General features: G+C 51.0%; 22 protein-coding genes. 11 read left to right on the plus strand and 11 right to left on the minus strand.

The window, feature by feature from the left end; all coding sequences use genetic code 11:
- Positions 1–96: 96 nt before the first annotated feature.
- Positions 97–2,046: a bifunctional 2',3'-cyclic-nucleotide 2'-phosphodiesterase/3'-nucleotidase gene (locus AC0Z7K_RS12105; RefSeq protein ID WP_485614617.1), complete on the minus strand. Its 1,950-nt coding sequence runs from the start codon at positions 2,044–2,046 to the stop codon at positions 97–99.
- 223 nt (positions 2,047–2,269) lie between these two features.
- On the opposite strand from AC0Z7K_RS12105, the gene cysQ reads away from it, so the two are divergent.
- The gene (cysQ, locus tag AC0Z7K_RS12110) at positions 2,270–3,016 is read left to right on the plus strand and encodes a 3'(2'),5'-bisphosphate nucleotidase CysQ (RefSeq protein ID WP_413530258.1); all 747 of its coding nucleotides are present in this window, start codon (positions 2,270–2,272) and stop codon (positions 3,014–3,016) included.
- 52 nt (positions 3,017–3,068) lie between these two features.
- On the opposite strand, the gene AC0Z7K_RS12115 is transcribed toward cysQ, so the two are convergent.
- On the minus strand, positions 3,069–3,626 hold the full coding sequence (locus AC0Z7K_RS12115) for a YtfJ family protein (RefSeq protein WP_485614618.1): 558 nt from the start codon (positions 3,624–3,626) through the stop codon (positions 3,069–3,071).
- Between the two features lie 312 nt (positions 3,627–3,938).
- Between AC0Z7K_RS12115 and AC0Z7K_RS12120 the strand changes: the two genes are divergently transcribed.
- Positions 3,939–4,145, plus strand: a complete 207-nt coding sequence (locus AC0Z7K_RS12120; protein WP_056782464.1) for a DUF1107 domain-containing protein — start codon at positions 3,939–3,941, stop codon at positions 4,143–4,145.
- Between the two features lie 114 nt (positions 4,146–4,259).
- Here the strand turns inward: AC0Z7K_RS12120 and paeA are convergent, their stop codons facing one another.
- The gene (gene paeA, locus AC0Z7K_RS12125) at positions 4,260–5,615 is read right to left on the minus strand and encodes a polyamine export protein PaeA (protein WP_112168316.1); all 1,356 of its coding nucleotides are present in this window, start codon (positions 5,613–5,615) and stop codon (positions 4,260–4,262) included.
- A 241-nt stretch (positions 5,616–5,856) separates the two neighbouring features.
- Positions 5,857–6,492 (minus strand): peptide-methionine (S)-S-oxide reductase MsrA, encoded by a 636-nt coding sequence (msrA, locus tag AC0Z7K_RS12130; protein ID WP_413530316.1) that lies wholly within the window; start codon positions 6,490–6,492, stop codon positions 5,857–5,859.
- A gap of 315 nt (positions 6,493–6,807) precedes the next feature.
- Between msrA and tamA the strand changes: the two genes are divergently transcribed.
- Genes tamA through AC0Z7K_RS12145 form a run of 3 tightly spaced genes read left to right on the plus strand, consistent with a single transcriptional unit; the run spans position 6,808 to position 12,678 of the window.
- Positions 6,808–8,487, plus strand: a complete 1,680-nt coding sequence (gene tamA, locus AC0Z7K_RS12135; protein ID WP_413530317.1) for an autotransporter assembly complex protein TamA — start codon at positions 6,808–6,810, stop codon at positions 8,485–8,487.
- A complete protein-coding gene (tamB, locus tag AC0Z7K_RS12140; RefSeq protein ID WP_485614619.1) occupies positions 8,484–12,299 on the plus strand; it encodes an autotransporter assembly complex protein TamB in 3,816 nt (1,271 codons plus the stop codon). The genes tamA and tamB overlap by 4 nt, the downstream gene beginning before the upstream one ends.
- A gap of 31 nt (positions 12,300–12,330) precedes the next feature.
- A complete protein-coding gene (locus AC0Z7K_RS12145; protein ID WP_112164563.1) occupies positions 12,331–12,678 on the plus strand; it encodes a gamma-glutamylcyclotransferase family protein in 348 nt (115 codons plus the stop codon).
- A gap of 121 nt (positions 12,679–12,799) precedes the next feature.
- Here AC0Z7K_RS12145 and ppa read toward each other — a convergent pair whose 3' ends face one another.
- Positions 12,800–13,330, minus strand: a complete 531-nt coding sequence (gene ppa / locus AC0Z7K_RS12150) for an inorganic diphosphatase (RefSeq protein ID WP_112164564.1) — start codon at positions 13,328–13,330, stop codon at positions 12,800–12,802.
- Positions 13,331–13,647: 317 nt separating this feature from the next.
- Here ppa and AC0Z7K_RS12155 point away from each other — a divergent pair, with 317 nt between their 5' ends.
- Positions 13,648–15,219, plus strand: a complete 1,572-nt coding sequence (locus AC0Z7K_RS12155; protein ID WP_485614620.1) for a methyl-accepting chemotaxis protein — start codon at positions 13,648–13,650, stop codon at positions 15,217–15,219.
- A 123-nt stretch (positions 15,220–15,342) separates the two neighbouring features.
- On the opposite strand, the gene fbp is transcribed toward AC0Z7K_RS12155, so the two are convergent.
- On the minus strand, positions 15,343–16,347 hold the full coding sequence (gene fbp, locus AC0Z7K_RS12160; RefSeq protein WP_112164566.1) for a class 1 fructose-bisphosphatase: 1,005 nt from the start codon (positions 16,345–16,347) through the stop codon (positions 15,343–15,345).
- A 167-nt stretch (positions 16,348–16,514) separates the two neighbouring features.
- On the opposite strand from fbp, the gene mpl reads away from it, so the two are divergent.
- The gene (gene mpl, locus AC0Z7K_RS12165; RefSeq protein WP_485614621.1) at positions 16,515–17,900 is read left to right on the plus strand and encodes a UDP-N-acetylmuramate:L-alanyl-gamma-D-glutamyl-meso-diaminopimelate ligase; all 1,386 of its coding nucleotides are present in this window, start codon (positions 16,515–16,517) and stop codon (positions 17,898–17,900) included.
- 289 nt (positions 17,901–18,189) lie between these two features.
- Here the strand turns inward: mpl and yhcN (AC0Z7K_RS12170) are convergent, their stop codons facing one another.
- From yhcN (AC0Z7K_RS12170) to argR, 3 genes are all read right to left on the minus strand, one after another.
- On the minus strand, positions 18,190–18,453 hold the full coding sequence (yhcN, locus tag AC0Z7K_RS12170) for a peroxide/acid stress response protein YhcN (RefSeq protein WP_413530263.1): 264 nt from the start codon (positions 18,451–18,453) through the stop codon (positions 18,190–18,192).
- 192 nt (positions 18,454–18,645) lie between these two features.
- Positions 18,646–18,909: a peroxide/acid stress response protein YhcN gene (yhcN, locus tag AC0Z7K_RS12175; RefSeq protein ID WP_485614623.1), complete on the minus strand. Its 264-nt coding sequence runs from the start codon at positions 18,907–18,909 to the stop codon at positions 18,646–18,648.
- Between the two features lie 480 nt (positions 18,910–19,389).
- Positions 19,390–19,860, minus strand: coding sequence for a transcriptional regulator ArgR (argR, locus tag AC0Z7K_RS12180; protein ID WP_112164570.1), 471 nt, complete (start codon positions 19,858–19,860; stop codon positions 19,390–19,392).
- Positions 19,861–20,323: 463 nt separating this feature from the next.
- Between argR and mdh the strand changes: the two genes are divergently transcribed.
- The gene (gene mdh / locus AC0Z7K_RS12185) at positions 20,324–21,262 is read left to right on the plus strand and encodes a malate dehydrogenase (RefSeq protein ID WP_413530264.1); all 939 of its coding nucleotides are present in this window, start codon (positions 20,324–20,326) and stop codon (positions 21,260–21,262) included.
- Between the two features lie 60 nt (positions 21,263–21,322).
- Here the strand turns inward: mdh and AC0Z7K_RS12190 are convergent, their stop codons facing one another.
- Positions 21,323–21,595 (minus strand): helix-turn-helix domain-containing protein, encoded by a 273-nt coding sequence (locus AC0Z7K_RS12190; protein WP_413530265.1) that lies wholly within the window; start codon positions 21,593–21,595, stop codon positions 21,323–21,325.
- Positions 21,596–22,283: 688 nt separating this feature from the next.
- Between AC0Z7K_RS12190 and AC0Z7K_RS12195 the strand changes: the two genes are divergently transcribed.
- Complete coding sequence (locus tag AC0Z7K_RS12195; RefSeq protein ID WP_413530266.1) at positions 22,284–22,643, plus strand: DNA-binding protein; 360 nt, start codon at positions 22,284–22,286, stop codon at positions 22,641–22,643.
- A gap of 52 nt (positions 22,644–22,695) precedes the next feature.
- Here the strand turns inward: AC0Z7K_RS12195 and ispB are convergent, their stop codons facing one another.
- Positions 22,696–23,667: an octaprenyl diphosphate synthase gene (ispB, locus tag AC0Z7K_RS12200; protein WP_413530267.1), complete on the minus strand. Its 972-nt coding sequence runs from the start codon at positions 23,665–23,667 to the stop codon at positions 22,696–22,698.
- Positions 23,668–23,926: 259 nt separating this feature from the next.
- On the opposite strand from ispB, the gene rplU reads away from it, so the two are divergent.
- Both rplU and rpmA read left to right on the plus strand, forming a co-directional pair.
- Positions 23,927–24,238 carry a 50S ribosomal protein L21 gene (rplU, locus tag AC0Z7K_RS12205; protein WP_056782448.1) on the plus strand — a complete coding sequence of 104 codons (312 nt, stop codon included), beginning with the start codon at positions 23,927–23,929 and terminating at the stop codon, positions 24,236–24,238.
- 18 nt (positions 24,239–24,256) lie between these two features.
- Entirely contained in the window at positions 24,257–24,514 is a 258-nt protein-coding gene (gene rpmA / locus AC0Z7K_RS12210; RefSeq protein WP_112164575.1) for a 50S ribosomal protein L27, read from the plus strand.
- The last annotated feature ends 66 nt before the right edge of the window (positions 24,515–24,580 follow it).

The raw sequence follows: 24,580 nt of genomic DNA on the forward strand, positions 1-24,580 counted from the left end.
TATAACATGCATTATAAATACATGTTTAAGGCGGCGCTATAGCTCAAAGGAAGTACAGGAGAAAAAAACGCCCCGGACGGGGCGTGGAGAAGGGGCTTATTTCTGCAAATCGACCTGATAAATTTCAAAGCCGATGGCATCCGTTCCTTTAGCCGTTAGCGGATACTGAGCGTGAGATTTAATAAAGGTCGCCGCTTTGTCACCCGGTGAAGTTTCGAAGCGAATATCCAGCGGTTGCGAAGCCTTAACAGGCGCAAGCTTCCAGTTATTATCGGCGGTTGGCGTCACTGCGCCGTGCTTTTTAGTTTCGGCGCTGATATACGCCGCGACCACGGAGCGGTTTTCATCCGGCGACGCAAACGCAATGTGCTTGTCGCCGGTGCCAGCGAACTTCCCACCGTACGCGCGGTAGTTATTGGTCGCGACCAGGAAAGTGGCTTTCAGATCAATCGGCTTACCGTTGTAAGTCAGGTTTTTAATACGTTCGGCATCTTTGTTGATGAGCGTACATTCCCCGTCATACTTCGCCGGCTGGCTGACATCAATCTGATAATTCACGCCGTCGATCACATCGAAGTTATAGGTGCGGAAACCATCCCAGTTGATCAGCGACTGCGGTTTGGTGCTGTTTACATCGATCTGATTGAACTGACCGGCAGAGCATTCCAGCCAGTCTTTCACTTCCTGACCGGTGACCTTCATTACCACCAGCGTGTTCGGATAAAGATATAAATCCGCCGCGTTACGGAACGTCAGATCGCCTTTTTCCACTTCGACAAAACTGGCCGGATCGTTTTTACGTCCGCCGACCTTAAAGGGTGCCGCGGCCGACAGCACCGGCAGACCCGCGAGATCCGGATCGCCCTGTATGAAGTGTTCGGTATAGGCTTTCTGCGCATTGTTAACGATCTGCACCGTAGGATCGTCCTGCACCAGCGCCAGATAGCTGTACATGTTATCGGTCGATTTTCCGATCGGTTTACTGACGAATTCGCGCGTGGCGTCATGGGACGGCGCGAGTACTTTCACCAGATCCTGGTCTTCCGGTGCCAGCGATTTCTTCTGTTCTTTGTCGTAAATAGGCCGCGCTTCGGCTTTGGCCGTTTCAACTTTCCAGCTGCCGTTGTCATTGTTCAGCACCATATCGACCACGCCCAGATGATCGCCCCACATGCCCGGCATCACGGCAGGAATGCCGTTCAGCGTGCCCTGTTTGATGTCCGCACCTTTGATGCCGGCAAATTCTTCGCTCGGGAAAACCGCATGGGCATGGCCGAACATGATGGCGTCGATACCTTTGACTTCGCTCAGGTAATAGACTGAGTTTTCCGCCATGGTTTTATAGGGATCACCGGACAGGCCGGAGTGCGGAATGGCGACAATGATGTCTGCGCCCTGTTTGCGCATTTCCGGGATCCACTTTTTGGCGGTCTCGGTGATGTCCGCAACGGTCACTTTGCCTTGCAGATTGGCCTTGTCCCAGACCATGATTTGCGGCGGTACGAAGCCGATATAGCCGATGCGCAGATTATGGGTTTTACCCTCGCGGTCTTTTACGGCGTTATCGGTGATGAGGAACGGCGTGAACAACGGTTTACCGGTTTTATCGTCAATGACGTTGGCATTCACATAAGGGAATTTCGCCCCTGCCAGTGCTTTCTTCAGATAATCCAGCCCGTAGTTGAATTCGTGGTTGCCCAGGTTACCGACTGCATAATCGAGCGTATTCATCGCCAGATACACCGGATGTACGTCGCCCTTTTTCAGTCCTTTCGCCGCCATGTAATCGCCCAGCGGACTGCCCTGAATGATATCGCCATTATCGACCAGCACGGAGTTAGTCACTTCGTTACGCGCCGCGTGGATCAGACTGGCGGTGCGCACCAGTCCAAACTTCTCGGTCGGTTTATCTTTGTAATAGTCGAAGTCCATCATGTTGCTGTGCAGATCCGTAGTTTCCATGATGCGCAGATCCACCTGTGACGCGTACGCCGGTAATGCGACCAGCGTTGCCAACAGGGATAACGTCAGATGACGTTTATTCATTGCCTTGCCTCCAGAGAAAGGGTGATGCCCGGAATAGAAAAACTGGATATGTATCTCAAAATTCGCTGAGAATGTAATCAGTTGTCATAAATAAATGTGAGATGTAACACCTTTATGTCACCTTGACGCGGCGTAAGTGACAGGCTGATAACATTCCGGGATGGCTATTCCGGGCAAAAAAAACTAGGCTTGAGCAATGAGAGTGAATGCATCGAGGGTGAAAATGTTAGAGCAAATTTGTCAGCTGGCGCGTGATGCGGGCGATGCCATTATGGCGGTGTACGACGGCGAACAGCCGCTCGACGCCCGTCAGAAAAAAGATGATTCACCGGTGACCGCGGCAGATATTGCCGCGCATGACGTGATCAAAGCCGGTCTGCAAAAACTGGATCCACAGACACCGATGCTGTCGGAAGAGGATCCGCAAAGCTGGAGCGAGCGTCAGGGCTGGACGCGCTACTGGCTGGTCGATCCGCTGGATGGCACTAAAGAGTTCCTCAAGCGCAATGGCGAATTCACGGTGAATATTGCGCTTATCGAAGATGGCGTGCCGGTGCTGGGTGTGGTGTATGTGCCGGTGACCAAAGTGATGTACAGCGCGGCGGAAGGTAAAGCCTGGAAAGAAGAGCAGGGCGAGCGCAAACAGATTCAGGTCAGCGAAGCGCATCCGCCGCTGGTGGTGGTGAGCCGTTCGCATTACGACAACGATCAGGAACTGAAAGATTATCTGGCGCAGCTGGGCGAGCATCAGACGGTGTCCGTCGGCTCTTCGCTGAAATTCTGTCTGGTGGCGGAAGGGGCTGCGCAGCTGTATCCGCGCTTCGGGCCGACCAATATCTGGGATACCGGTGCCGGACATGCTGTAGCCATTGCTGCCGGTGCGAAAGTAAATGACTGGACAGGGCAAACGCTGCTGTATACGCCGCGTGAATCCTTCCTCAATCCGGGATTCCGGGTTTCGTTGTTCTGAATCCTGCCTGAGAAATGTCGATCCCGGCGTTGAAGCCGGGATTTTTATGCCACTACTCTTTGACCAGCTGATCCACCAGCGTAATCACCTGCTTTACTTCCTGCGGTGACAGTTGTCCGTCTTTGGCGAATTTAACCACGCCGTCTTTATCCAGCACCGCAACCGCCGAGCTTTCCGGCTGCAGCTGCCACGCCTTTTTCACCACGCCGTTGCTGTCGACAATGATCTGTGACCATGGGAATTCCCGTTTGCCGCTTTCAATGCTTTTACGCACGAACAGGCTGGTGCCGATAATGGCATCGTCAATGTTGACGATGGTCGTCGTCTGATAACGGTCATGCGGTAAATTCGCCGCCTTGATGGCGTCAATCAATGGTTCGTTCAGTGCTTTGGCACTGCTTCTTCCTGCCATATGCTGCACGATACGAACTTTTCCTGGCAGTCTGGCGCTGTTCCATTTGGTATAGCTGAACGTGTCGTTGACGTCGTTCAGTTCGCCTTTGTCATCGACGCCGACCGGCGCCACGCGCTGGCCGATGGTGAAGTTATGGGCCGATGCAAAAAGTGAGAATGTCATAAAACTGATCACACACAGACTTCTTAGAAGCATACATTCTCCGGGGCACAAAAGGGCAGACTCGCCAAGCATAGGATCGCTTAAGTGGTCTGTCCTGTTGAGATGTTAAAATTGTGTTGCTGGTTACAAAATTGACACATAAAGCAGGGTTATACTGCCATCCAGTGTCAGGGATTAAGACAATACTGAAAAGCAATGTAAAAGCAGTTAAATACACTGGCAATACCTGAGTGCCCTGCTATGTTATATGTCTCATCACTGCAATTGTTCCTTTTTCTGTTCCGGTATCTGTCGCCTTGCGACGTGGCCGGCGCATGCAGTGATTTAACGGAGAAAAGTAGAAAAATGAGAATCTTCCAGCGTTACAATCCGATGAAAGTCGCGAAGTACGTCAAGACATTGTTCCGTGGACGTTTGTATATCAAAGACGTCGGCGCTTTTGAGTTTGACCAAGGCAAAATTCTGTTGCCCAAGGTTCGTGATAAGCGCCACTTTAGCGTGATGTCTGAAGTTAACCGTCAGGTTACGCATTTGCAGACAGAAATGGGTTAAACGCCCTGCGCGTAGTCGCTGTTGCCCATCTGGCGCAGCAGGCGCAAAAAAAACGGCCCCTCTGAAAGGGGCCGTTCGTGTTTCTGGCATTCGGAAAAGTGCGTGGTTACACCGTTATGACTGTGCCTGCGCTTTCTTCTCGTCTTTGATTTCCTGCGGCGTTTTCGGCAGCAGTGGCGCAACGGGCTGATCGACAATGCGCGTCACCAGCAACTGATCAATCTTGTAGCTGTCGATATCGACTACTTCAAATTTATAGCCGGAGAATTTCACAAAGTCCGTACGCTTAGGGATTTTACGCAGCATGAACATCATGAAACCGCCGATGGTTTCATAATTGCCCGCCTGCGGGAACGCTTCGATATGCAGCACGCGCATCACGTCTTCGATCGGCGTACCGCCTTCAATCAGCCAGGAGTGCTCGTCACGGGCAACAATCTGCTCTTCCATGCCCTGACCCACTAAATCGCCCATTAGCGTCGTCATCACATCGTTGAGCGTGATAATGCCGACCACCAGCGCGTATTCGTTGAGGATTACCGCGAAGTCTTCTCCGGCGGCTTTGAAGCTTTCCAGCGCTTCGGACAGCGTCAGGGTATCCGGCACGATCAGGGCGTTGCGGATCTGTACGCCGCTGCTCAGCATTAAACTCTGATTGCCCAGCACGCGGTTCAGTAGGTCTTTCGAATCCACATAGCCCACGACCTGATCAATATGACCGTCGCAGACCAGGAATTTTGAGTGCGGATGCGTTGAAATTTTCTCTTTAATGCTCTCTTCGCTTTCGCGCAGATCGAAGAAAATGACGCTTTCACGCGAGGTCATTGATGATGGCACGGTGCGTGATTCCAGCTCGAACACGTTTTCAATCAGCTCATGTTCCTGCTTACGCAGCACCCCGGCCAGCGCGCCCGCTTCCACTACGGCATAAATGTCGTCAGAGGTGATATCGTCGTTACGCACCATTGGCAATTTGAACAGGCGGAAAATCATGTTCGCCATTCCGTTGAAGAACCACACCATCGGGCGGCACACCAACAGGCAGAAACGCATCGGGTTGACTATACGGACCGCAACCGATTCAGGTGAAATCATACCGATGCGCTTCGGAGTGAGGTCAGCGAACAGAATAAACAGACTGGTAACCAGCACGAAGGAGCAGATAAAGCTGATTTGATCCGCCATTTCTGGCGACATGAAACGAATAAAGAAGGACTGGAACGCTGGGGAGAATGCGGCATCGCCGACTATACCACCGAGGATGGCGACGGCATTCAGGCCAATCTGTACCACGGTGAAGAACAGGCCAGGGGTTTCCTGCAGTTTCATTACGCGGGAGGCATTGACGTTTCCTTCGTCTGCCAACTGTTTAAGTTTTATCTTGCGGGAAGCGGCCAGCGAGATCTCTGAAAGCGAGAAAAAGGCACTGATCGCGATAAGTAAAAGAATCAGTAAGATACTGTTTAACATAATCTATCCGTTTAACACCGATATGAACCGGCAAGGAAAGGCACTCATTATTTTTGCTGCTTATTGATGACTCAGCTCAACGTCATTTTAATCTCTGATTAAAAGTCGGTTCAGAAGAAAGAAGCATTAAGGATGAAAAAAACAAAGATAATTGCCAGAAATAATTTTAATGGGCCACATTTGTGACCCGCATAGTATAGCAGCAGCACTGAGACCGCCGCCAGCGCTTAAAAATCCCGCATTATTGCGGTGGCAGACAGACACCAATTCCGCCTAAACCACAGTAACCTTCCGGGTTTTTAAACAGATATTGCTGATGATCGTCTTCTGCATAATAGAACGGCAGGGCTTCGCTAATTTCAGTGGTAATGGTGCGCTTATCGTTCGCGTTGTCCATTGCCTGCTGGAAACTCGCCAGACTGGCCAGCGCCTGATCCTGCTGCTCTGCGCTTAGCACGTATAACGCTGAACGATACTGCGTGCCGATATCGCCGCCCTGACGCATGCCCTGCGCCGGATCGTGATTTTCCCAGAAAATCTGCAACAGTTTCGCGTAGCTGATAACGGACGGGTCGAAGACCACACGCACCACTTCCGCATGGCCGGTCTGGCCGGTGCAGACTTCACGGTAAGTCGGGTTCGGGGTAAAACCGCCGCTGTAACCGGCTGCCGTGCTGTGAACCCCTTCCAGTTGCCAGAACAAACGCTCTACGCCCCAGAAGCATCCCATCGCAAAAACCGCGACTTCCATATTGTCAGGAACATACGTCATCGAATGACCATTCACGGCGTGAGTCGTTGCCACTGGCATCGGTGTTGTACGGCCAGGTAACGCATCTTCTTGATTTACTGCATGCGTTTTGTCGGAAAGTTGCACCACGGGAGACTCCATTTGTTGCATTAGTGAACAAAAATTAGTAACAGAGATTAATGACCAACGGGCCACTCTTAGTTGTATCTGATTGCGTCTTTGCACACAATACGGGGAACGTTGCGCCGTCGTTGAACATTTTCACAGGATTGGCACTAAACTGCCTTCATCAGACATTAAAAGCTGAATCTGCCAAAGATGGGCGGATTTTCTCCGGCGGGCATCTGAAATTTTAACAGGACAGCAAAATTAGCAGGAGTGCGTGTGCCACGATATCGTGAACTGGGTTTGTTATGTGTACTGCTCGCCCCCTCACTTTCCATGGCAGCGAAAGTACGTTTGCAGCTGGAAGGCCTGGATGGCGATTTGGAAAAAAACGTTCGTGTGCGTTTGTCTTCTATCGAAAGCGATGAAGTCGGGGCGAACGGTCGGTTTCGTGCGCGCGTCAGCGCGGCCATTGAGCAAGGTCTGCGGCCGCTGGGCTATTATTCGCCGACGATCGATTTCGATTATCGCGAGACGCCCCCGCCGGGACGTCCGGTACTGATCGCGAAAGTGACGCCGGGTACGCCGGTCAAAATCGCCGGGACGACGGTGGTGATCACCGGGCAGGCGAATAAAGATAACGAATTCGAAAAACTGAAAGAAACACAGGTTCCCGCGGTAGGCACCATTCTCAACCACGGTACCTATGAGCACTTTAAAAGTTCCCTGACCGGTGTGGCACTGCGCAAAGGGTACTTTGACGCCAACATGCTGAAAAGCCAGCTGGGCGTCATCGAAGATGAACACAAAGCATTCTGGGATATCCAGTTCGACAGCGGCGAGCGTTACCGCTTTGGCGATGTGCATTATCAGGGTTCGCAGATCCGCGATGATTACCTGCAAAATCTGGTGCCATTCCACAAGGGGGATTACTACACCTCCGCGCAGCTGGCTGAGCTGAACCGCCGCCTGTCCGCGACCGGCTGGTTCAACTCCGTTGTGGTTTCACCTGATTTTACCGATGCCAAAGCCAGTAAAACCTTGCCGCTGAATGCGCTGGTTTCACCGCGTACCGAAAACACTATCGAAACCGGTGTCGGGTATTCCACAGACATTGGCCCGCGCGTCACGGCCAACTGGAAAAAACCTTGGGTCAACGATCGCGGCCATAGCTTTGAAACCTCGACCACGCTGTCCGGGCCGGAACAGTCTTTAGATCTGAGCTATAAAATTCCGCTGCTGAAATCTCCGCTCGAACAATATTATTTAGTTCAGGGCGGTTTCAAGCGCGAAGACCTCAACGATACCAATTCAGATTCCACCACCGTCAATCTGGCGCGCTACTGGGATCTCTCCAGCGGCTGGCAACACGCGGTGAATTTGCGCTGGAGCCTCGATCACTTTACGCAGGGCAGTGTCACCAACACCACGATGCTGCTTTATCCGGGCGTCAGCCTCAACCGTACGCGTCAGCGTGGCGGCCTGATGCCGACCTGGGGGGACTCCCAACGTTATTCTCTGGATGTCTCCGATACGACCTGGGGATCTGACGTCGATTTCGCCGTCGTTCAGGCGCAAAACGTCTGGATCCGCACGCTGGAAGACAAACACCGGTTTGTCCTGCGCGGCAACCTGGGCTGGATCGAAACTAACGATTTCGAACGTGTGCCGCCGTCCTTGCGCTTCTTCGCCGGTGGCGACCGCAGTATTCGCGGCTACAAATACAAATCCATTTCCCCGCGCGACGATGAAGGCAAACTCACTGGTGCATCCTATCTGGGCACCGGCTCGCTGGAATATCAGTACAACGTGACCGGAAAATGGTGGGGCGCAGTGTTCGTCGATTCCGGCGAAGCGGTCAATGACATCACACAAAACGATTTCAAAACCGGCGCGGGTGTAGGCGTGCGCTGGGCTTCACCGATCGGCCCGGTGAAACTGGATGTCGCGGCACCTGTCGGCGATAAAGATGAGCATGGATTGCAGTTTTACATCGGTTTGGGTCCGGAATTATGAGTTTATTTAAGAAAATCTGCCTGGGGTTCCTGATCTTCCTGGTGCTGTTAATGGGGCTGGTGGCCTTCCTGGTCGGTACGCAAACCGGCCTGCACCTGATGATCAACGGCGCTAATCGCTTCGTGCCGGGGCTGAATATCGCCAGTACCGACGGCGGATGGCGCGATCTGACGCTTAAAGGCGTGCACTACGAAATGCCGGGTGTGGATGTAAGAGCCGGAGAGTTTCATCTCTCCCTCGATTTTTCCTGCCTGAAAAACAGCGCGCTGTGCGTGAATGCGCTGCGGGTCAAAGACGTCAATGTGGTGGTGAACACCAAAGAGATGACACCCGCGCAGCCGCAACCTGAACCCGAAAACAGTGAGCCGCTGACCAATCTCAGCACGCCGTATCCGATTACGCTGCGCGTGCTGACGCTTGAGAATATCAACGTCACGCTGGATGACCGCGCGATTTCACTGGCGTCGTTCCGCACCGGCGCACATTGGGAAGGCCGCGCGATTCAGCTGATGCCAACCCAGATCGGCGGATTACTGATCGCTCTGCCGAAAACACCGGTCAACCCGTTACCGGATGTGGTGCAGGCCGCGCAGGATAAAGCGGTGGAGAAAGCCACCGGCAAACCGGCCGAACCGGTTGCCGTAGTGCCAGAGAAGCCACTGGGTGAAACGTTGCAGGAGCTGTTCGCCAAACCGCTGCTGCCTGAGTTACCTGATTACCGTTTGCCGGTGGATCTGGATATTCAGCAAATTACCGCTGAAAACCTGCGCCTTACAGGCGATACCGACGTGTTGATCACCCGTTTCGAACTGAAAGCCAGTACGCAGGATCAGCTTGTTAAGCTCGATAAGCTGATGATCCGTTCGCCGCAGGGCTCTCTGGACGGGATCGGGCAGGCGACGCTGAATCAAAACTGGCCGGTGGAGATGACCATCAACACCGCCGTGAACGTTGATCCGGTCAAAGGTGAAAAGATCAAACTGAAGGTCGCGGGCGGTCTGCGCGACAAACTGGACGTCGGCCTGAATCTTTCCGGCCCGGTGCGTGCGCAACTGGCGCTGCAAACTCAGCTGGCGGAGGCCGGGTTACCTGTCGAACTCAAACTCACCAGCGATGCCCTACAGTGGCCGCTGGCCGGTACGCCGCAGTATCAGGTCAAAGGCTTTAAGCTGAACTTCAGCGGTAAAGCGACGGATTACGCACTGTCTTTGCGCTCCGATTTTAAAGGCGATCAGATCCCACCTGCCACGCTGACGCTGGACGGTAAGGGGAACGTAGAGCAGTTCAGGCTGACGTTACTGCGTCTGGCGGCGCTGGAGGGAAATACCGACCTGACAGGCGTGGTGGACTGGAGCAAAGCCATTAGCTGGAACAGTGAACTGAAGCTGACCGGTATTAATACCGCCAAACAATGGCCGGACTGGCCTGCGAAATTGCAGGGGAAAATCGCCACACGCGGCAGCCTCTACGGCGGTACCTGGCAGGTACAGGTTCCGGTACTGGAGCTCAGCGGCAACGTCAAACAAAACGCCGTCAAAGCGCAGGGCAATCTGCGCGGGAACAGTTACGGGCAGTGGGATATTCCGCAGCTGCACCTTGAACTGGGCCGCAATAATCTGGATGTGAAAGGCAAACTCAGCGAGACTTGGGATCTGGACGCCAAAGTCGATGCACCGCACCTCGACGGCGCACTGCCGGGGCTGGGCGGAGTGGCAAAAGGGATGCTGCAACTGCGCGGGGATCTCAAAGCGCCGAAGTTACTGGCTGACCTGACGGCGACCGGTCTGAAATGGCAGGCGCTGACCATCCGTCGTGTGGATGTAAAAGGTGACGTCAGTTCCACCGACCAGATTCAGGGCAATCTTGCGGTCCGCATTCAGCAACTTAAACAGGATGCGCTGGACATCACCGATATCAATCTGGACGCCAAAGGCAACGAGAAACAGCATCAACTGACGCTCAAAGTCGAAGGTAAACCGGTGTCTGGCCGTCTGGCGCTGAGCGGCAGTTTTGATCGCGCGACAGAGGAATGGAAAGGTAATGTCACCAATACATTGTTTGATACGCCGGTCGGCGAATGGCGTCTTAACCGTTCTATCGCGCTGGATTATTTCAACAAAGAACAACGGATCACCGTCGGCCCGCATTGCTGGCAAAACCCTAACGCCAGTCTGTGCGTCCCGAAAACCATTGATGCCGGTGCCAGCGGGCAGGCGAGTGTAGTGCTCAACCGCTTTGATCTGGCGATGATCAAACCCTTCCTGACCGATGACACGCAGCTCAGCGGTGTCTTCAGCGGGAAGGCCGACGTCAGCTGGAAAGCCGACGGCGGATTGCCTCAGGCCAGCGTTTCGCTTATCGGTAAAGGTGTGAAGGTCCAGCAACTGGTGCAGGGAAGTCCGCTGCCCGTTGCATTTGATACGCTGAATTTGAATGCCGGGCTGAACAATGGACGTGCGACGCTCGACTGGCTGATCCGTATCACCAACAACGGCCAACTGGATGGCAACATCCAGATTGCCGATCCGCAAGGCAAGCGCAATCTCACTGGCAACGTCAATATCACCCGCATCTCGATGGCGCTGTTGCAACCGGCGCTGATGGACGGTGAGAAAGCCTCCGGCATTCTGAACGCCAATCTGCGGCTGGGCGGCGACGCGCAGAAGCCGCAGGTCTTTGGCAAGCTGGCGCTGAGCGGCGTCGATTTCGACGGTCAGTTCATGCCGTTCGATATTACCGACGCCAATATCAATATTAATTTCAACGGTATGTCATCGCTGATGGAAGGGGTGATTAAAACTGCGCACGGGCAGCTGGAACTTAATGGCAACGCCGACTGGAGCGAACTGAATGCCTGGCGTGCCCGTATTGCAGCGCGCGGCGATCGCGTGCGGGTTTCTGTACCGCCGATGGTACGCCTGGACGTTTCACCGGATCTGGTGTTCGACGCCACGCCACAGCTATTCTCGCTGAACGGCTCGGTGGATATTCCGTGGGCGCGCATTACGGTACAGGAACTGCCGGAAAGCGCGGTCGGTGTCTCGTCAGACGAAGTGATGCTCAACGATCAGCGTCAGCCGATCAAACCGGCAACGGCCTCAATTCCGATCAACAGCAATCTGATGGTGAATATCGGCAAAGATGTGCGTCTGGATGCGTTCGGCCTGAAAGCCCGTCTCGAAGGCGCGCTGAAAGTGGCTCAGGATAGCCGTGGTCTTGGCCTGAACGGCCAAATCAATATTCCTTCCGGGCGTTTCCACGCCTACGGACAGGATCTGATTGTGCGTAAAGGCCAGTTGTTATTCTCTGGCCCTGCGGACCAGCCGCTGCTGAATCTGGAAGCGATTCGTAATCCGGAAGCGACCGAAAACGACGTTGTGGCGGGTTTAAGGGTCACCGGCGAGGCCGATGCACCAAAACTTGAAATATTCTCAGATCCGGCGATGTCTCAGCAGGAAGCCTTGTCCTACCTGCTTCGCGGGCAGGGTTTAGACAATTCTGGCGGCGATAGCGGGGCAATGACTTCAGCTCTTATCGGGTTGGGGGTTGCACAAAGTGGTAAACTTGTGGGTAAAATCGGCGAGGCGTTTGGTGTCAGCAATCTGGCACTGGATACTCAGGGCGTGGGAGACAGCTCCCAGGTGGTGGTCAGTGGCTATGTTTTACCGGGTTTACAGGTGAAATATGGCGTTGGGATTTTCGACTCACTGGCAACACTCACTTTACGCTATAGGTTGATGCCGAAGCTTTATCTGCAGGCGGTATCGGGCATCGATCAGGCATTGGATTTGCTCTATCAGTTTGAGTTCTAATTCATGTGACTTTTACTATACGAATATAAACATGCGAATAATTGTTTACGGTAGTCTGCGACGCAAGCAAGGCAACAGTCATTGGATGACGAACGCTCAATGGTTGGGTGACCATGAGCTGGAAGGATACGCGCTCTATAATCTGGGGCACTATCCTGCTGTCATTCCAGGGGAAGGGAAGGTCTACTGCGAAGTTTACCGCATCACCTCGTCTATTTTAGCCGAGCTGGATGAACTGAAAAGTAATACGAAAGATTATCGTCGCGAGCTGATTTCGACGCCGTACGGCAGCGCCTGGATTTACCTCTACATTCGCTCACTGGATGGTGTGCCGAGAATAGAAGGTGGTGACTGGGTGAAGCGTAACGACGCGGTGTAATGAGTGATCTGAGCAAAGTCGTCGAAAAATAAACGTTGTGTATCAACGCGTAATACATAAAAAAACACCGCCATCTGGCGGTGTTTTTTTGTGCAGAGCAAGCAATGATTTATAGAGTCAATTACTTGTTTTTTGCACGTTCGAAAGAAGCCACGATCTCTTCTTTGGCAGCAGCAGCGTCAGCCCAGCCGTCAACTTTCACCCATTTGCCTTTTTCCAGCGCTTTGTATTGCTCGAAGAAGTGAGTGATCTGGCCGCGCAGCAGTTCTGGCAGGTCGTTCACATCTTTGATGTGATCGTATTCTTTGCTCAGTTTAGTGTGCGGAACGGCAACCAGTTTCGCATCTTCGCCCGCTTCGTCGGTCATTTTCAGCATACCAACCGGACGGCAACGGATCACAGAACCCGGTTGCAGTGGGTATGGTGTTGGCACCAGAACGTCAACCGGGTCGCCATCCAGAGACAGAGTGTGGTTGATGTAACCATAGTTGCACGGGTAGAACATTGCGGTAGACATGAAACGGTCTACGAACAGTGCGCCGGTGTCTTTATCTACTTCGTATTTGATCGGATCAGCGTTTGCCGGGATTTCGATAACAACGTAGATATCTTCTGGCATGTCTTTGCCAGCAGGTACATTCAGTAAGCTCATGGTTGGTTTCCTTCAATTGAACCAGGAATAGAGTGCCGCACATTATAGCCAAGTCTCCCGTGAATTCCCGTCCTTTTCTCCGAATGTCGCTTTCGTATATTCCGGCACGACCTGCTGTTGCGTAGCCGCAAAAACTGACCTTCTGGCAGTAAAATTCACGCCTGCGCCTTTTCACCGTGTAACTGCCTGTTTTTGCTTTTCTTATCAAGTATTTCAGTCAATTGCCGATAACTCTATTCAAATAAAAGTCAGGTTAAACCTGACCCCTACCACGATATGCATTTCTCCTTTTCACCTGAATCACTGGATAACACCGTATGTTGAATAAGCTGAGCGTAAAGGCCGGTCTGATCGGCCTGTTAGTGTTTATGACCCTGATTTTATTGCTGGTGAGCGTGCTGGGCGCCAATGCCATCAGGCAAAGTGCCACATCATTGCAAAAGATTAATCAGCTTCAGGGCGAGGAGTTAGGCTCGCTGGCTGACAGCTACAGTTACTCACTGCGTACCCGCGTCGCCAGCGGAGTGGCCGTTCGTCAGCTGGAAATCGGCATGATGGACGATGCAAAAGCGACGTCCGACCGCATCGCCGGTTACATTAAACAGGCGGATGCCGATCTGGCGAAATTCGTCAGCATTGAGGACGAAACCCAGCGCGGCAGAGATTTATCGGCCGCGGTGAAAAAAACCTACGAAGCTTATAAAGCCAATGGACTTCTCCCCGTTCTTCAGGCTCTCCAGTCGCAAAGCGCTGACAGCTATTACGATGTGCTGGAAAACAAAATCACGCCGTACAGCAATGCTTACGACAAAGCGCTGACTGACTTTCGCGCCTATGCGGTGGATAACACCAATCAGCGTATTGAGCAGGCGCGCACGCAGGCACATATTCAGCTGACCATTATCGCTGTGGCTTTCATTGTCGCACTGACGATTGCGATACTGGCGTGGTTTGCGTTGCAGAAGCTGATCATGCATCCGCTGACGTTTTCCATCGCTCAGTTGGAATACATTGCCAAAGGCGATCTGACCCACGAAATCGACGATTCTCATAACAACGAGATGGGCCGATTGCTGAAAGCGATGAAACAAATGCAGGATTCACTGGTGCTGTCGGTGGGGCGTGTTCGCGATGCAGGAAATCAGATTGATGTCGGCTCGCGCGAACTGGCGGCCGGGAACGTGCATCTGGCGCAGCGCACGGAAGAATCTGCCGCTTCGCTCGAGGAAACGGCAGCGAGCATGGAACAGCTGACGTCTACCGTGCGCATGAATGCTGCCAACTCCGAGCAGGCTAACCAGCTGGCGCAAAGTGTGTCATCCATTGCGGACAAAGGCAGCCAGGTGGTCAATCAGGTGATGGCCAAAATGCAGGGGATTACCGACAGTTCGAAGCGTATCGGCGACATTATTACGGTAATTGACGGCATTGCCTTCCAGACCAATATTCTGGCGCTGAACGCCGCAGTTGAAGCTGCGCGAGCAGGCGAGCAGGGGCGCGGTTTTGCCGTCGTCGCGGGTGAAGTCCGTAGTCTGGCACAGCGCAGCGCGCAATCGGCCAAAGAGATCAAAGAGCTGATTGGGGATTCAGAAAGCCGGGTAGCGGAAGGATCGAATATGGTGAAGTCTGCCGCCGCGACAATGCTGGAAATCTCCAGCGAAGTCACGCGCGTGACCAGCCTGATGCGTGAAATCTCGATTGCCACTACCGAGCAAACGCACGGCATTGAACAGGTGAACGTGGCGATCACCCAGATGGATCAGGTCGCACAGCAGAACGCTGCGTTAGTCGAACAGGCGACGGCGGCAACGCGTTCTCTGGAGGAACAGGCGCAACTGCTGGCGGAAAGCATGGCGGTGTTTAAGCTCAATCCCGCCGGGCAGTTCTAAACGCGGTCTCTGGGCCTGCACGCAATAAAAAAGGTGGCTTAAAAAGCCACCTTTTTACGTTGGAGCAACGCTAAGTTACAGAGGTATCACGTTCATTCTTTGATGTTTTTTGTAGGGATGAATTTATTCATCAGGGAATTGTGCGATAAAGCGTTCTGCATCTTCAACCATTGAGCTGTTACCGACGAAGAACGGCGCGCGTTCATGCAGTTTCTGCGGAATGATATCCAGAATACGGTTTTTGCCGTCGCTGGCTTTGCCGCCTGCCTGTTCGGCCAGAAACGCCATCGGATTGCACTCGTACAATAAACGGAGTTTGCCGTTTGGATGGGTTGCTGTACTTGGGTAAATATAAATGCCACCTTTCAGCAGGTTACGGTGGAAATCTGCTACCAGAGAACCAATGTAACGTGAGGTGTAAGGGCGCAGCGTAGCTTCGTCCTGCTCCTGACAATATTTGATGTATTTTTTTACGCCGAGCGGGAATTTGATGTAGTTACCTTCATTGATCGAGTACATGCTGCCGGTGGCCGGGTAGCGGACTTTTTCATGGGAGAGGCAGAAGACACCGAGTGAAGGATCGTAAGTAAAGGCATGAACGCCAACGCCGGTGGTGTAAACCAGCATGGTGGAAGAGCCGTAAACCACATAGCCAGCGGCGACCTGACGATTGCCCGGCTGCAGGAAATCGGCTTCAGTCACGGACTGGCCGAGTGGCGTAGTCCGACGGTAAATGGAGAAGATGGTACCGACGGAGACATTAACGTCGATATTTGAGGAGCCATCGAGAGGATCCATCAAGATGACGTATTTTGCATTTTCAGCGCGTTCGCCCTCGAAAATGACAATTTCATCTTCTTCTTCAGACGCGATGCCGGCAATTTCGCCGCGCGCTTTCATGGCTGCTTTTAACTTCTCATTCGCATACAGATCAAGTTTCATCTGTACTTCGCCCTGAACATTTTCTGCGCCGCTGGTACCAAGAATATCAACCAGACCCGCTTTGTTGATGTCACGGTGAATGATTTTAGCGCCGAGTTTTATTGCTGAGAGCAAGGCGGTGAGCTCACCGGTTGCATGAGGAAAGTCTTGCTGTTTTTCAACAATAAATTCGCCTAACGTTTTCATAACACGTTCCCTGAATCTAGGATGGATAACGGTTCGTTAATAAAACCTTTACAAGAGCGTGGGCAGTTTAGCCCAAATATATGGATGAATCATAGGCAAATCCATTTCTTCTGGAGGATTCTGAGCGGTAGAATGGCGGCTGACTTAAAGGCATTAATGGAAAATATATGCGCATTCATATTCTTGGGATTTGCGGCACGTTTATGGGCGGGCTGGCGATGCTGGCTCGTGCTCAGGGGCATCAGGTTACTGGTTCGGACGACAACGTTTATCCACCGATGAGTACGCTGCTGGAAAATCAGGGGATTGAGCTGATTAAGGGTTACGATCCTGCACAGTTAGACCCTCAGCCCGATCTGGTGATCATTGGTAACGCGATGACCCGCGGGAACCCGTGTGTCGAAGCCGTACTGGAGCAGGGCATCCCTTACGTGTCCGGCCCGCAATGGTTGCACGACCACGTTTTGCCAGAGCGCTGGGTCATTGCCGTTGCCGGTACGCATGGCAAAACGACCACCGCCGGCATGGTGACGTGGATCCTCGAAGCCTGCGGCTATGAGCCGGGCTATGTTATCGGTGGTGTACCAGGCAATTTTGAGGTTTCAGCGCGTCTGGGCAACAGTCCGTTTATGGTGATTGAAGCGGATGAGTACGACTGCGCCTTCTTTGATAAGCGCTCTAAATTTGTACATTACAGCCCGCGTACTCTGGTACTCAACAACCTTGAGTTCGATCACGCTGATATTTTTGACGACCTGAAAGCTATCCAGAAACAGTTCCATCATCTGGTGCGTCTGGTGCCGGGCAAAGGCAAAATTATCCTGCCGGAGCACGATACTCCGCTCAAGCAAGTCATGGCGATGGGCTGCTGGAGTGAGCAGGAGTTTGTGGGTGACACTGACGCCTGTGCGTGGGATGCGAAAAAACTTACACCGGATGCCAGCTCTTTCAACGTATACCTGAAAGGTGAAATTGTCGGGCAGGTGAACTGGAATCTGGTCGGTGAACACAACATGCATAACGGGCTGATGGCTATCGCCGCAGCGCGTCATGTGGGTGTGAAACCGGAAGATGCCTGTAAAGCATTGGGTGATTTCATCAACGCCCGTCGTCGTCTGGAACTGCGCGGCGTGGAAAACGGCGTCAGTGTATATGACGATTTCGCGCATCATCCGACTGCGATCCTGGCGACGCTCTCCGCTCTGCGCAGCAAAGTGGGCGGAACGGCGCGTATTCTGGCTGTCCTCGAACCGCGCTCCAATACCATGAAAATGGGCATGAGCAAAAATGAACTGGCACCGTCTCTTGGCCGTGCTGACGAAGTCTTCCTGCTACAGCCGCAGCATATTCCGTGGCAGGTCGCTGAAGTGGCCGAGCACTGTATTCAGCCTGCGCACTGGAGTGCCGATGTAGATACGCTGGTGGATATGGTGATCAAGGCATCATTGCCGGGCGATCACATTCTGGTGATGAGTAACGGCGGTTTTGGCGGTATCCATGGAAAACTGCTGTCTGCTCTGGCGGCGAAAGCCAGCGCGGCAGAACAGCAATAAACGTTGTCTTACCGAAAAAAAGCACAGCTTTGGCTGTGCTTTTTTTTGTCGTTTTTAGAGGATGGCCGACCAGCAGACAAAAAAAAGCTCCCAAAATTTTATGGGAGCCAAAGGGTGTCGTCGGACAGGACGACGAGGGTATCGTTAGTTAGAGAGCGCGGCAGTGGCAGTGTCAGCTCTCTTCCAGCCTCAACAGCGTCGTTTCGACGATCTGTGGCTGTTGAACCCGTAACGCTAATTCAAAAAATACTCAAACAGTGGCTTTTGTTCAGGGTAATACTGAGAAATCTTACTGGTAGATTTCTGCTGTCGCGTGATAAGCACCTTCGTTATGGGCTTCAATCACACGATAAGATTTTGCGCCTTTAGCATCGGCTTTATCAGACAGCTGCTGGCGGATATCGGTTGGCACACCGTCTACACCGCTGACGCTGATCACACCCATAGATTGCAGGTTTTCAGCTTGCTGGTTAGTGACCAGTTGTGCGGCAGATGCGCCGAAAGAAATAGCGGATAAAAGACTAAGCGCGGCGAGAGTAGTAATGATTTTCATGATAATTTCCTGATTTTACTGACGTTGATGCAATCTGAGAGAACAACGTCGCTTCAAATGTAGATCTATCAGGGCTGTTTTACTGTGGTTCGGGCGCGGTGAGCGTTCGGGAACGTAAAGCTGGCAGTGATAAATCCGTCTGATACACGGGCCTGATTCGTTCAGGCCCCTTCGCTGTGTCTACCGGGTGATTTACTGGTAGATTTCTGCGGTTGCGTGGTAGTTACCTTCCTGACGCACTTCAATAACACGGAAAGCTTTAGCACCTTTTGCATCGGCTTTGTCAGACAGGGCCTGACGGATATCAGAAGGTGCACCGGCTACGCCGCTGACGCTGATCATCCCTTTTGCCTGCAGATTTGACGCTTGAACCTGAGTAACAGGTTGTGCTGCAAAAGCACCAAATGACAGAGCAGAGAGAATGCTTAAAGTTGCGATTGTAGTTTTAACGTTCATGATTGACCTCGTCGAATTTATTATGTGTTCCAACAACTGGTGTGTTACACCACGGAAATGAGTATACATCTAGTCACTACAAATATTAATAGTTTGCTAATAGTTATTTGAGTGGTTATGTGTGCGCTATTGGTGTTTTTAATAACGAAAAATTATAAAAAACGCCTATAAAACGTTCTTTTGGTGTTCTTTTTTCGCAAAATCAACGAATTGAGCCAATTTGATTATCTGTGCTTATTTTTGCGGTGAATCGCATCATTGAAATATTTATGTGACCGAAATGGGCGTGTTGTGACGAGAGTTAACAGAATAGGGCTGATAAGGGATGTCGCGATTTGCCAGGAAAGGGAGGTTTTTGCAAGGATGTGAGATTTAACCAATATAAAAGAAGGGTAAAGCGACTGGCCTGAGGTCAGAAATTCTGTTCTTCTGACCCCCGGCACAGAATGGGAGCGCGCGGCCTTGTATTATAACAGCGGCTTACAGCTCTTGTTCAAACAAACTCAGAATGGCGTCGTGGAGTTGTTTCACGCTAAATCCGCGTGCCGGGGTGGTGAAAATGGTGTCATCACCCGCGATAGTGCCGAGAATGCCTTCTGATTTACCCAGCGAATCAAGTAAACGCGCGATCAGCTGTGCAGCACCGGGACTGGTGCGGATAACCACTACGGCTTCATTATAGTCAATATCCAGCACCAGATTCTTCAGCGGGCTGGTGGTGGTGGGCACACCTATCTCGGCGGGCAGGCAGTACACCATTTCCATTTTTGCGTTGCGTGTACGCACCGCGCCGAATTTGGTCAACATCCGTGAGACTTTGGACTGATTGATGTTTTCGAACCCCTCCTCCTGGAGTGCGACGACAATTTCGCCCTGAGAGCTGAATTTCTCTTCCTTCAACAATGCTTTGAAGGCTTTGATTAAATCTTCCTGTTTGGCAGGATTACGCATTTTGCACCCTGGTCTCTTGATCATCGTTAAGCTGATTATGCAGATAATTGCATTTTTATGCAACATGCCTTCCGGAGGTAAATCGCTGATTCACCACTGTGCAAGGAATGTGACGGATGTCGCATCAGAGGTTTTTTCATGAATATGCCAAAATTGTGCATTGCAGAAGTGCTTTTCGACTCAATGAGTGGGCATGATGACTTCGATTCAGCTCACACAATGAACCAAATTTAACCATTTATTAACCTGACAGGTTTTGGGGTGCTACTTTTAAGGGAAGCTTTCCGATAAAAAGTCACAAAAGACCGGATAAAGGCCGTTTCAAAGTATTTTTTTACTTTCTAAACGACCCATCTCAGATTCTCTGCAGGTGAGCGATTGTTTTTAACAGCGTAAGTGATTAAGGTCACAACCAAAATAATTCCACGACACTTATAAGTTAATGATAAAAAAGGAGTATAGGATGAAAGTTGCAGTTCTCGGTGCTGCGGGCGGTATCGGTCAGGCCCTCGCACTTCTGCTTAAGACCCAGCTACCTTCCGGTTCCGAACTCTCATTATATGATATCGCACCGGTGACGCCGGGCGTTGCTGTCGATCTCAGTCACATTCCAACCGCGGTTAAAATCAAAGGTTTCTGTGGCGAAGATGCCACGCCAGCGCTGGAAGGTGCGGATATTGTTCTGATTTCAGCAGGTGTGGCGCGAAAACCAGGTATGGATCGTTCCGATCTGTTCAATGTTAATGCCGGTATCGTTCGTAATCTTGTCCAACAGGTCGCGAAAACCTGCCCGAAAGCCTGTATCGGTATTATTACCAATCCGGTCAACACCACAGTCGCCATTGCGGCGGAAGTGCTGAAAAGTGCCGGTGTGTACGATAAAAACAAACTCTTTGGAATTACGACACTCGATGCTATCCGTTCCAACACTTTCGTTGCACAACTGAAAGGCAAACAGCCAGATGAGATTGAAGTGCCGGTGATCGGCGGACACTCCGGTGTGACGATCCTTCCACTGCTTTCTCAGGTTCCTGGTGTAACGTTCAGCGATGAAGAAATCATCTCTCTCACCAAGCGCATTCAGAATGCAGGTACCGAAGTTGTCGAAGCAAAAGCCGGAGGCGGATCTGCAACGCTGTCGATGGGGCAGGCCGCTGCGCGTTTCGGACTTTCATTGCTGCGTGCCATGCAGGGTGAAAGTAACGTAGTGGAATGTGCGTATGTCGAAGGGAAGGGTGAACATACCCGTTTCTTCGCGCAGCCTGTTTTGCTGGGCAAGAACGGGATTGCTGAGCTGCTGGATGTCGGCAAACTGAGCGCGTTTGAACAACAATCGCTTGAATCCATGCTGGATATCCTGCGAAAAGATATTGAGCTCGGTGAACAGTTTATCAATAACTGATGCTTCATCTTTAAAACCGCCGGTGTAACCCGGCGGTTTTTACATTATACCCGACGTGATTTAGTCACGAGAAGCATTAGGTGTACGACAACGACGTTCGATGATTTTAAAGGTCTTGGCGTCAAAATAGCGGCTTGGCCAGATAATTGAAGGATGGAGTCCAAGCGCACTTGCAATGAGTAGTTCCCCTTTTGGCCACGGCCGTGATAGCGCGTTTGATAAGGTTGAAGAACTTAAGCCTGCCGAGCGAGATACCGCCGCCAGCGTGGTTCCTTTCTTTCTTAGTGCGGCAATGATATCGGCCTGATGCCAGTCTTCGTTCCTTGTATTCATGATGGCTTCCTTATTTGTTCAAATATAGTTTTCGAATGTATTTTGTTTAAATATATATTCTACGGTTGTTTTTCCCAGATTCACTCATTCAAATCAATGTTTCCGAAAAACCAGCATTGCTTTCATTTAGAAAATACCTTCTTATTCTGATTAAAACAAACAAGTAAATTCGTATTGCTTTTTGTGATTGGTGTCTGTTTTTATGATGTATTACGTGCAAGTTTGAAATCACGTAAATTGGATAAGTTATTCTATTGTGCGTTTTTTGATCTTTATCATCCATTACCACAATGGATGGAGTTTATTAATAAATAATTTACTATGTTTTTATAAAGAAAATCTGTTTAATTTTAAACATTAATAATTCAACATGTTGTTTTTTTGTGAGTTTATTGTTTTGCGTGCCCTTTTTTTTTGACTTCATTTCGTTTGTTTCTAAAAAGAGAGTATTACGCTGTTCATTCATTTTTTGATAAAGAAAATTCATGGAAACTTTTTGACTCAGCAGTAGACTCATTTCGAAAAATTGAATATCTTCTTTCCGTTAAGTAGAGGTTTTCCTTAAAACTCGGCGTTAAAGTCATCTTTAAAATAGACGCCGGAGGTTTCAGGAAAGTATCGGCATTATTCTCATGGATTTATAACAGAAACTTTCTTAGTGGTTTATATAAGAAAGACAAGGATCGTTATGAAAAAAGAGTGGTTCGCAGCAAAGGAATTAACCGGTAAAGAAGGGCTCCCAACTTCGACACAAGGCGTGCATGGAATGGCGCGCAGGTTATGCTGGATTAAAAGGAGAAGACGCGGTGTACAAGGGCGTGCGGTGGAATATCACATAGACAGTCTGCCCGGTAATACGGTCGCTAGTCTGGCGATGAACGAGCATTCTGCGGAGTATGTCTATACCTCGCATCAGGATCCTCTGGCAATCTGGATTGAAAGCTACAAACAATTGAGAGAACCAGAACGTGAAACAATGATCGCGTTTATTGTGAGAGAAGGCGTTTCGGAAGTGTTAAACAGGTTGCGCAAGCCTGACGAAAACTAGCGTTGAAAACTGTCGTACCTGCCTGACAAGTGCCAGGTACGACAGATAAACATCAGAAGTCGCGTTTCACTGAAAGATGCGCCAGGCCTTCAAGTGCCGAGCGATAGACAGACTCTGGCAACAATTGAAGTGCCTTTATGGCCTTGTCAGCTTCTTCTTCGGCCCGCTGACGGGTGTATTCCAGGGAGCCCCATTGGTGCATGGCTGCTAATACAGGTTCCAGTAAATGGCGCCCATTACCTTCTTCGATAGCATTACGGATCATGGCCGCCTGTTTTTCATCGCCATGCTGCATTGCATGCAAAAGCGGCAATGTCGGTTTACCTTCATCAAGGTCATCGCCGGTATTTTTGCCCAACGTTTCGCCGTCAGCATCATAATCGAGCAAGTCGTCAATCAGCTGGAATGCAGTGCCCAGGTAACGGCCGTAATCTTGCAAAGCAAGGATCTGTTCCTGAGTTCCGCCAGCCAGCATGGCAGAAGACTGAGAGGCAGCTTCGAACAGACGCGCTGTTTTGCTGTAGATAACCTGCATGTAGCTGTCTTCGGTGATGTCAGGATCGTTGCAGTTAATCAACTGCTGTACTTCGCCTTCTGCAATCACATTGACCGCTTTCGCCATCAGGGCCAGAACCGGCAACGACTCGAGATCTGTCATCATCTGGAATGCGCGGGTATAGATGAAATCCCCGACCAGGACGCTTGCGGCATTACCAAAAGCGGCGTTGGCGGTTGCTTTACCCCGGCGCATATCTGATTCATCGACAACGTCATCGTGCAATAACGTGGCGGTATGGATAAACTCAATCAGTGCAGCGACTTTGATGTGCTTGTCGCCTTCGTAAGAGAGCGCTCTGGCCGCCAGTACTGCAATCATTGGACGGATGCGTTTACCGCCACCGCTGATGATGTAATATCCCAGTTGATTGATGAGTGAAACTTCGGAGTTCAACTGTTCAAGGATGGATGCGTTGACCGCAGCCATGTCGTCCTGAGTAAGATCGATAATCTGTTCTAGGTTCATTGTGTTTTTTCGGCTGTTGTTCTCTTCACCGCAATGAGATCTGGCTCACATTGGCACATGGCGCTAACTGTAAAGGGGATTGTACTTGAAAAACAGTGTAGATAAATGATAACGAAAGAACTGCGCTTTTTTTCTTCTTTTGTGGTCATTGTGCTCTTGTCTTACTCTGATTTTTTGCGTAGAATTCGCGCCCTATTGTGAATATTTATAGCGCCCTCTGAACTATACAAAGTTGAGTGCGCGGAAAGCGGAGTTTTATATGTACGCGGTTTTCCAAAGTGGTGGTAAACAACACCGTGTCAGCGAAGGGCAGACTATCCGCCTTGAGAAGCTTGACATCGCAACTGGCGAAACGATCGAGTTTGATCAAGTTCTGATGATTGCAAACGGTGAAGAAATCAATATCGGCCTGCCGTTAGTTGCTGGCGGTATCGTTAAAGCTGAAATCGTTGCTCACGGTCGTGGCGTTAAAGTCAAAATCGTTAAGTTTCGTCGTCGTAAGCACTATCGTAAGCAGCAGGGCCACCGTCAGTGGTTCACTGACGTTAAAATCACCGGCATCAGCGCTTAAGACTAGGAGAGCGGAACAATGGCACACAAAAAGGCTGGCGGCTCCACACGCAACGGTCGCGATTCAGAAGCTAAACGTCTGGGCGTAAAACGCTTTGGCGGCGAAGCAGTACTGGCAGGCAGCATCATCGTTCGTCAGCGCGGCACCAAATTCCACGCTGGTATCAACGTGGGTTGCGGCAAGGACCATACTCTGTTTGCTTTGGCTGACGGTAAAGTCAAGTTCGAAGTTAAAGGCCCGAAAAACCGTAAGTACATCAGCATCGACGCTGAATAAGTTTTTCTCGTCTTAGTAAATAGATGTAAGCCCCGCAACTCGTTGCGGGGCTTTTTACATTCTGGT

The sequence above is a fragment of the Rahnella sp. 1L-D-7-B-C2 genome (assembly GCF_057290995.1).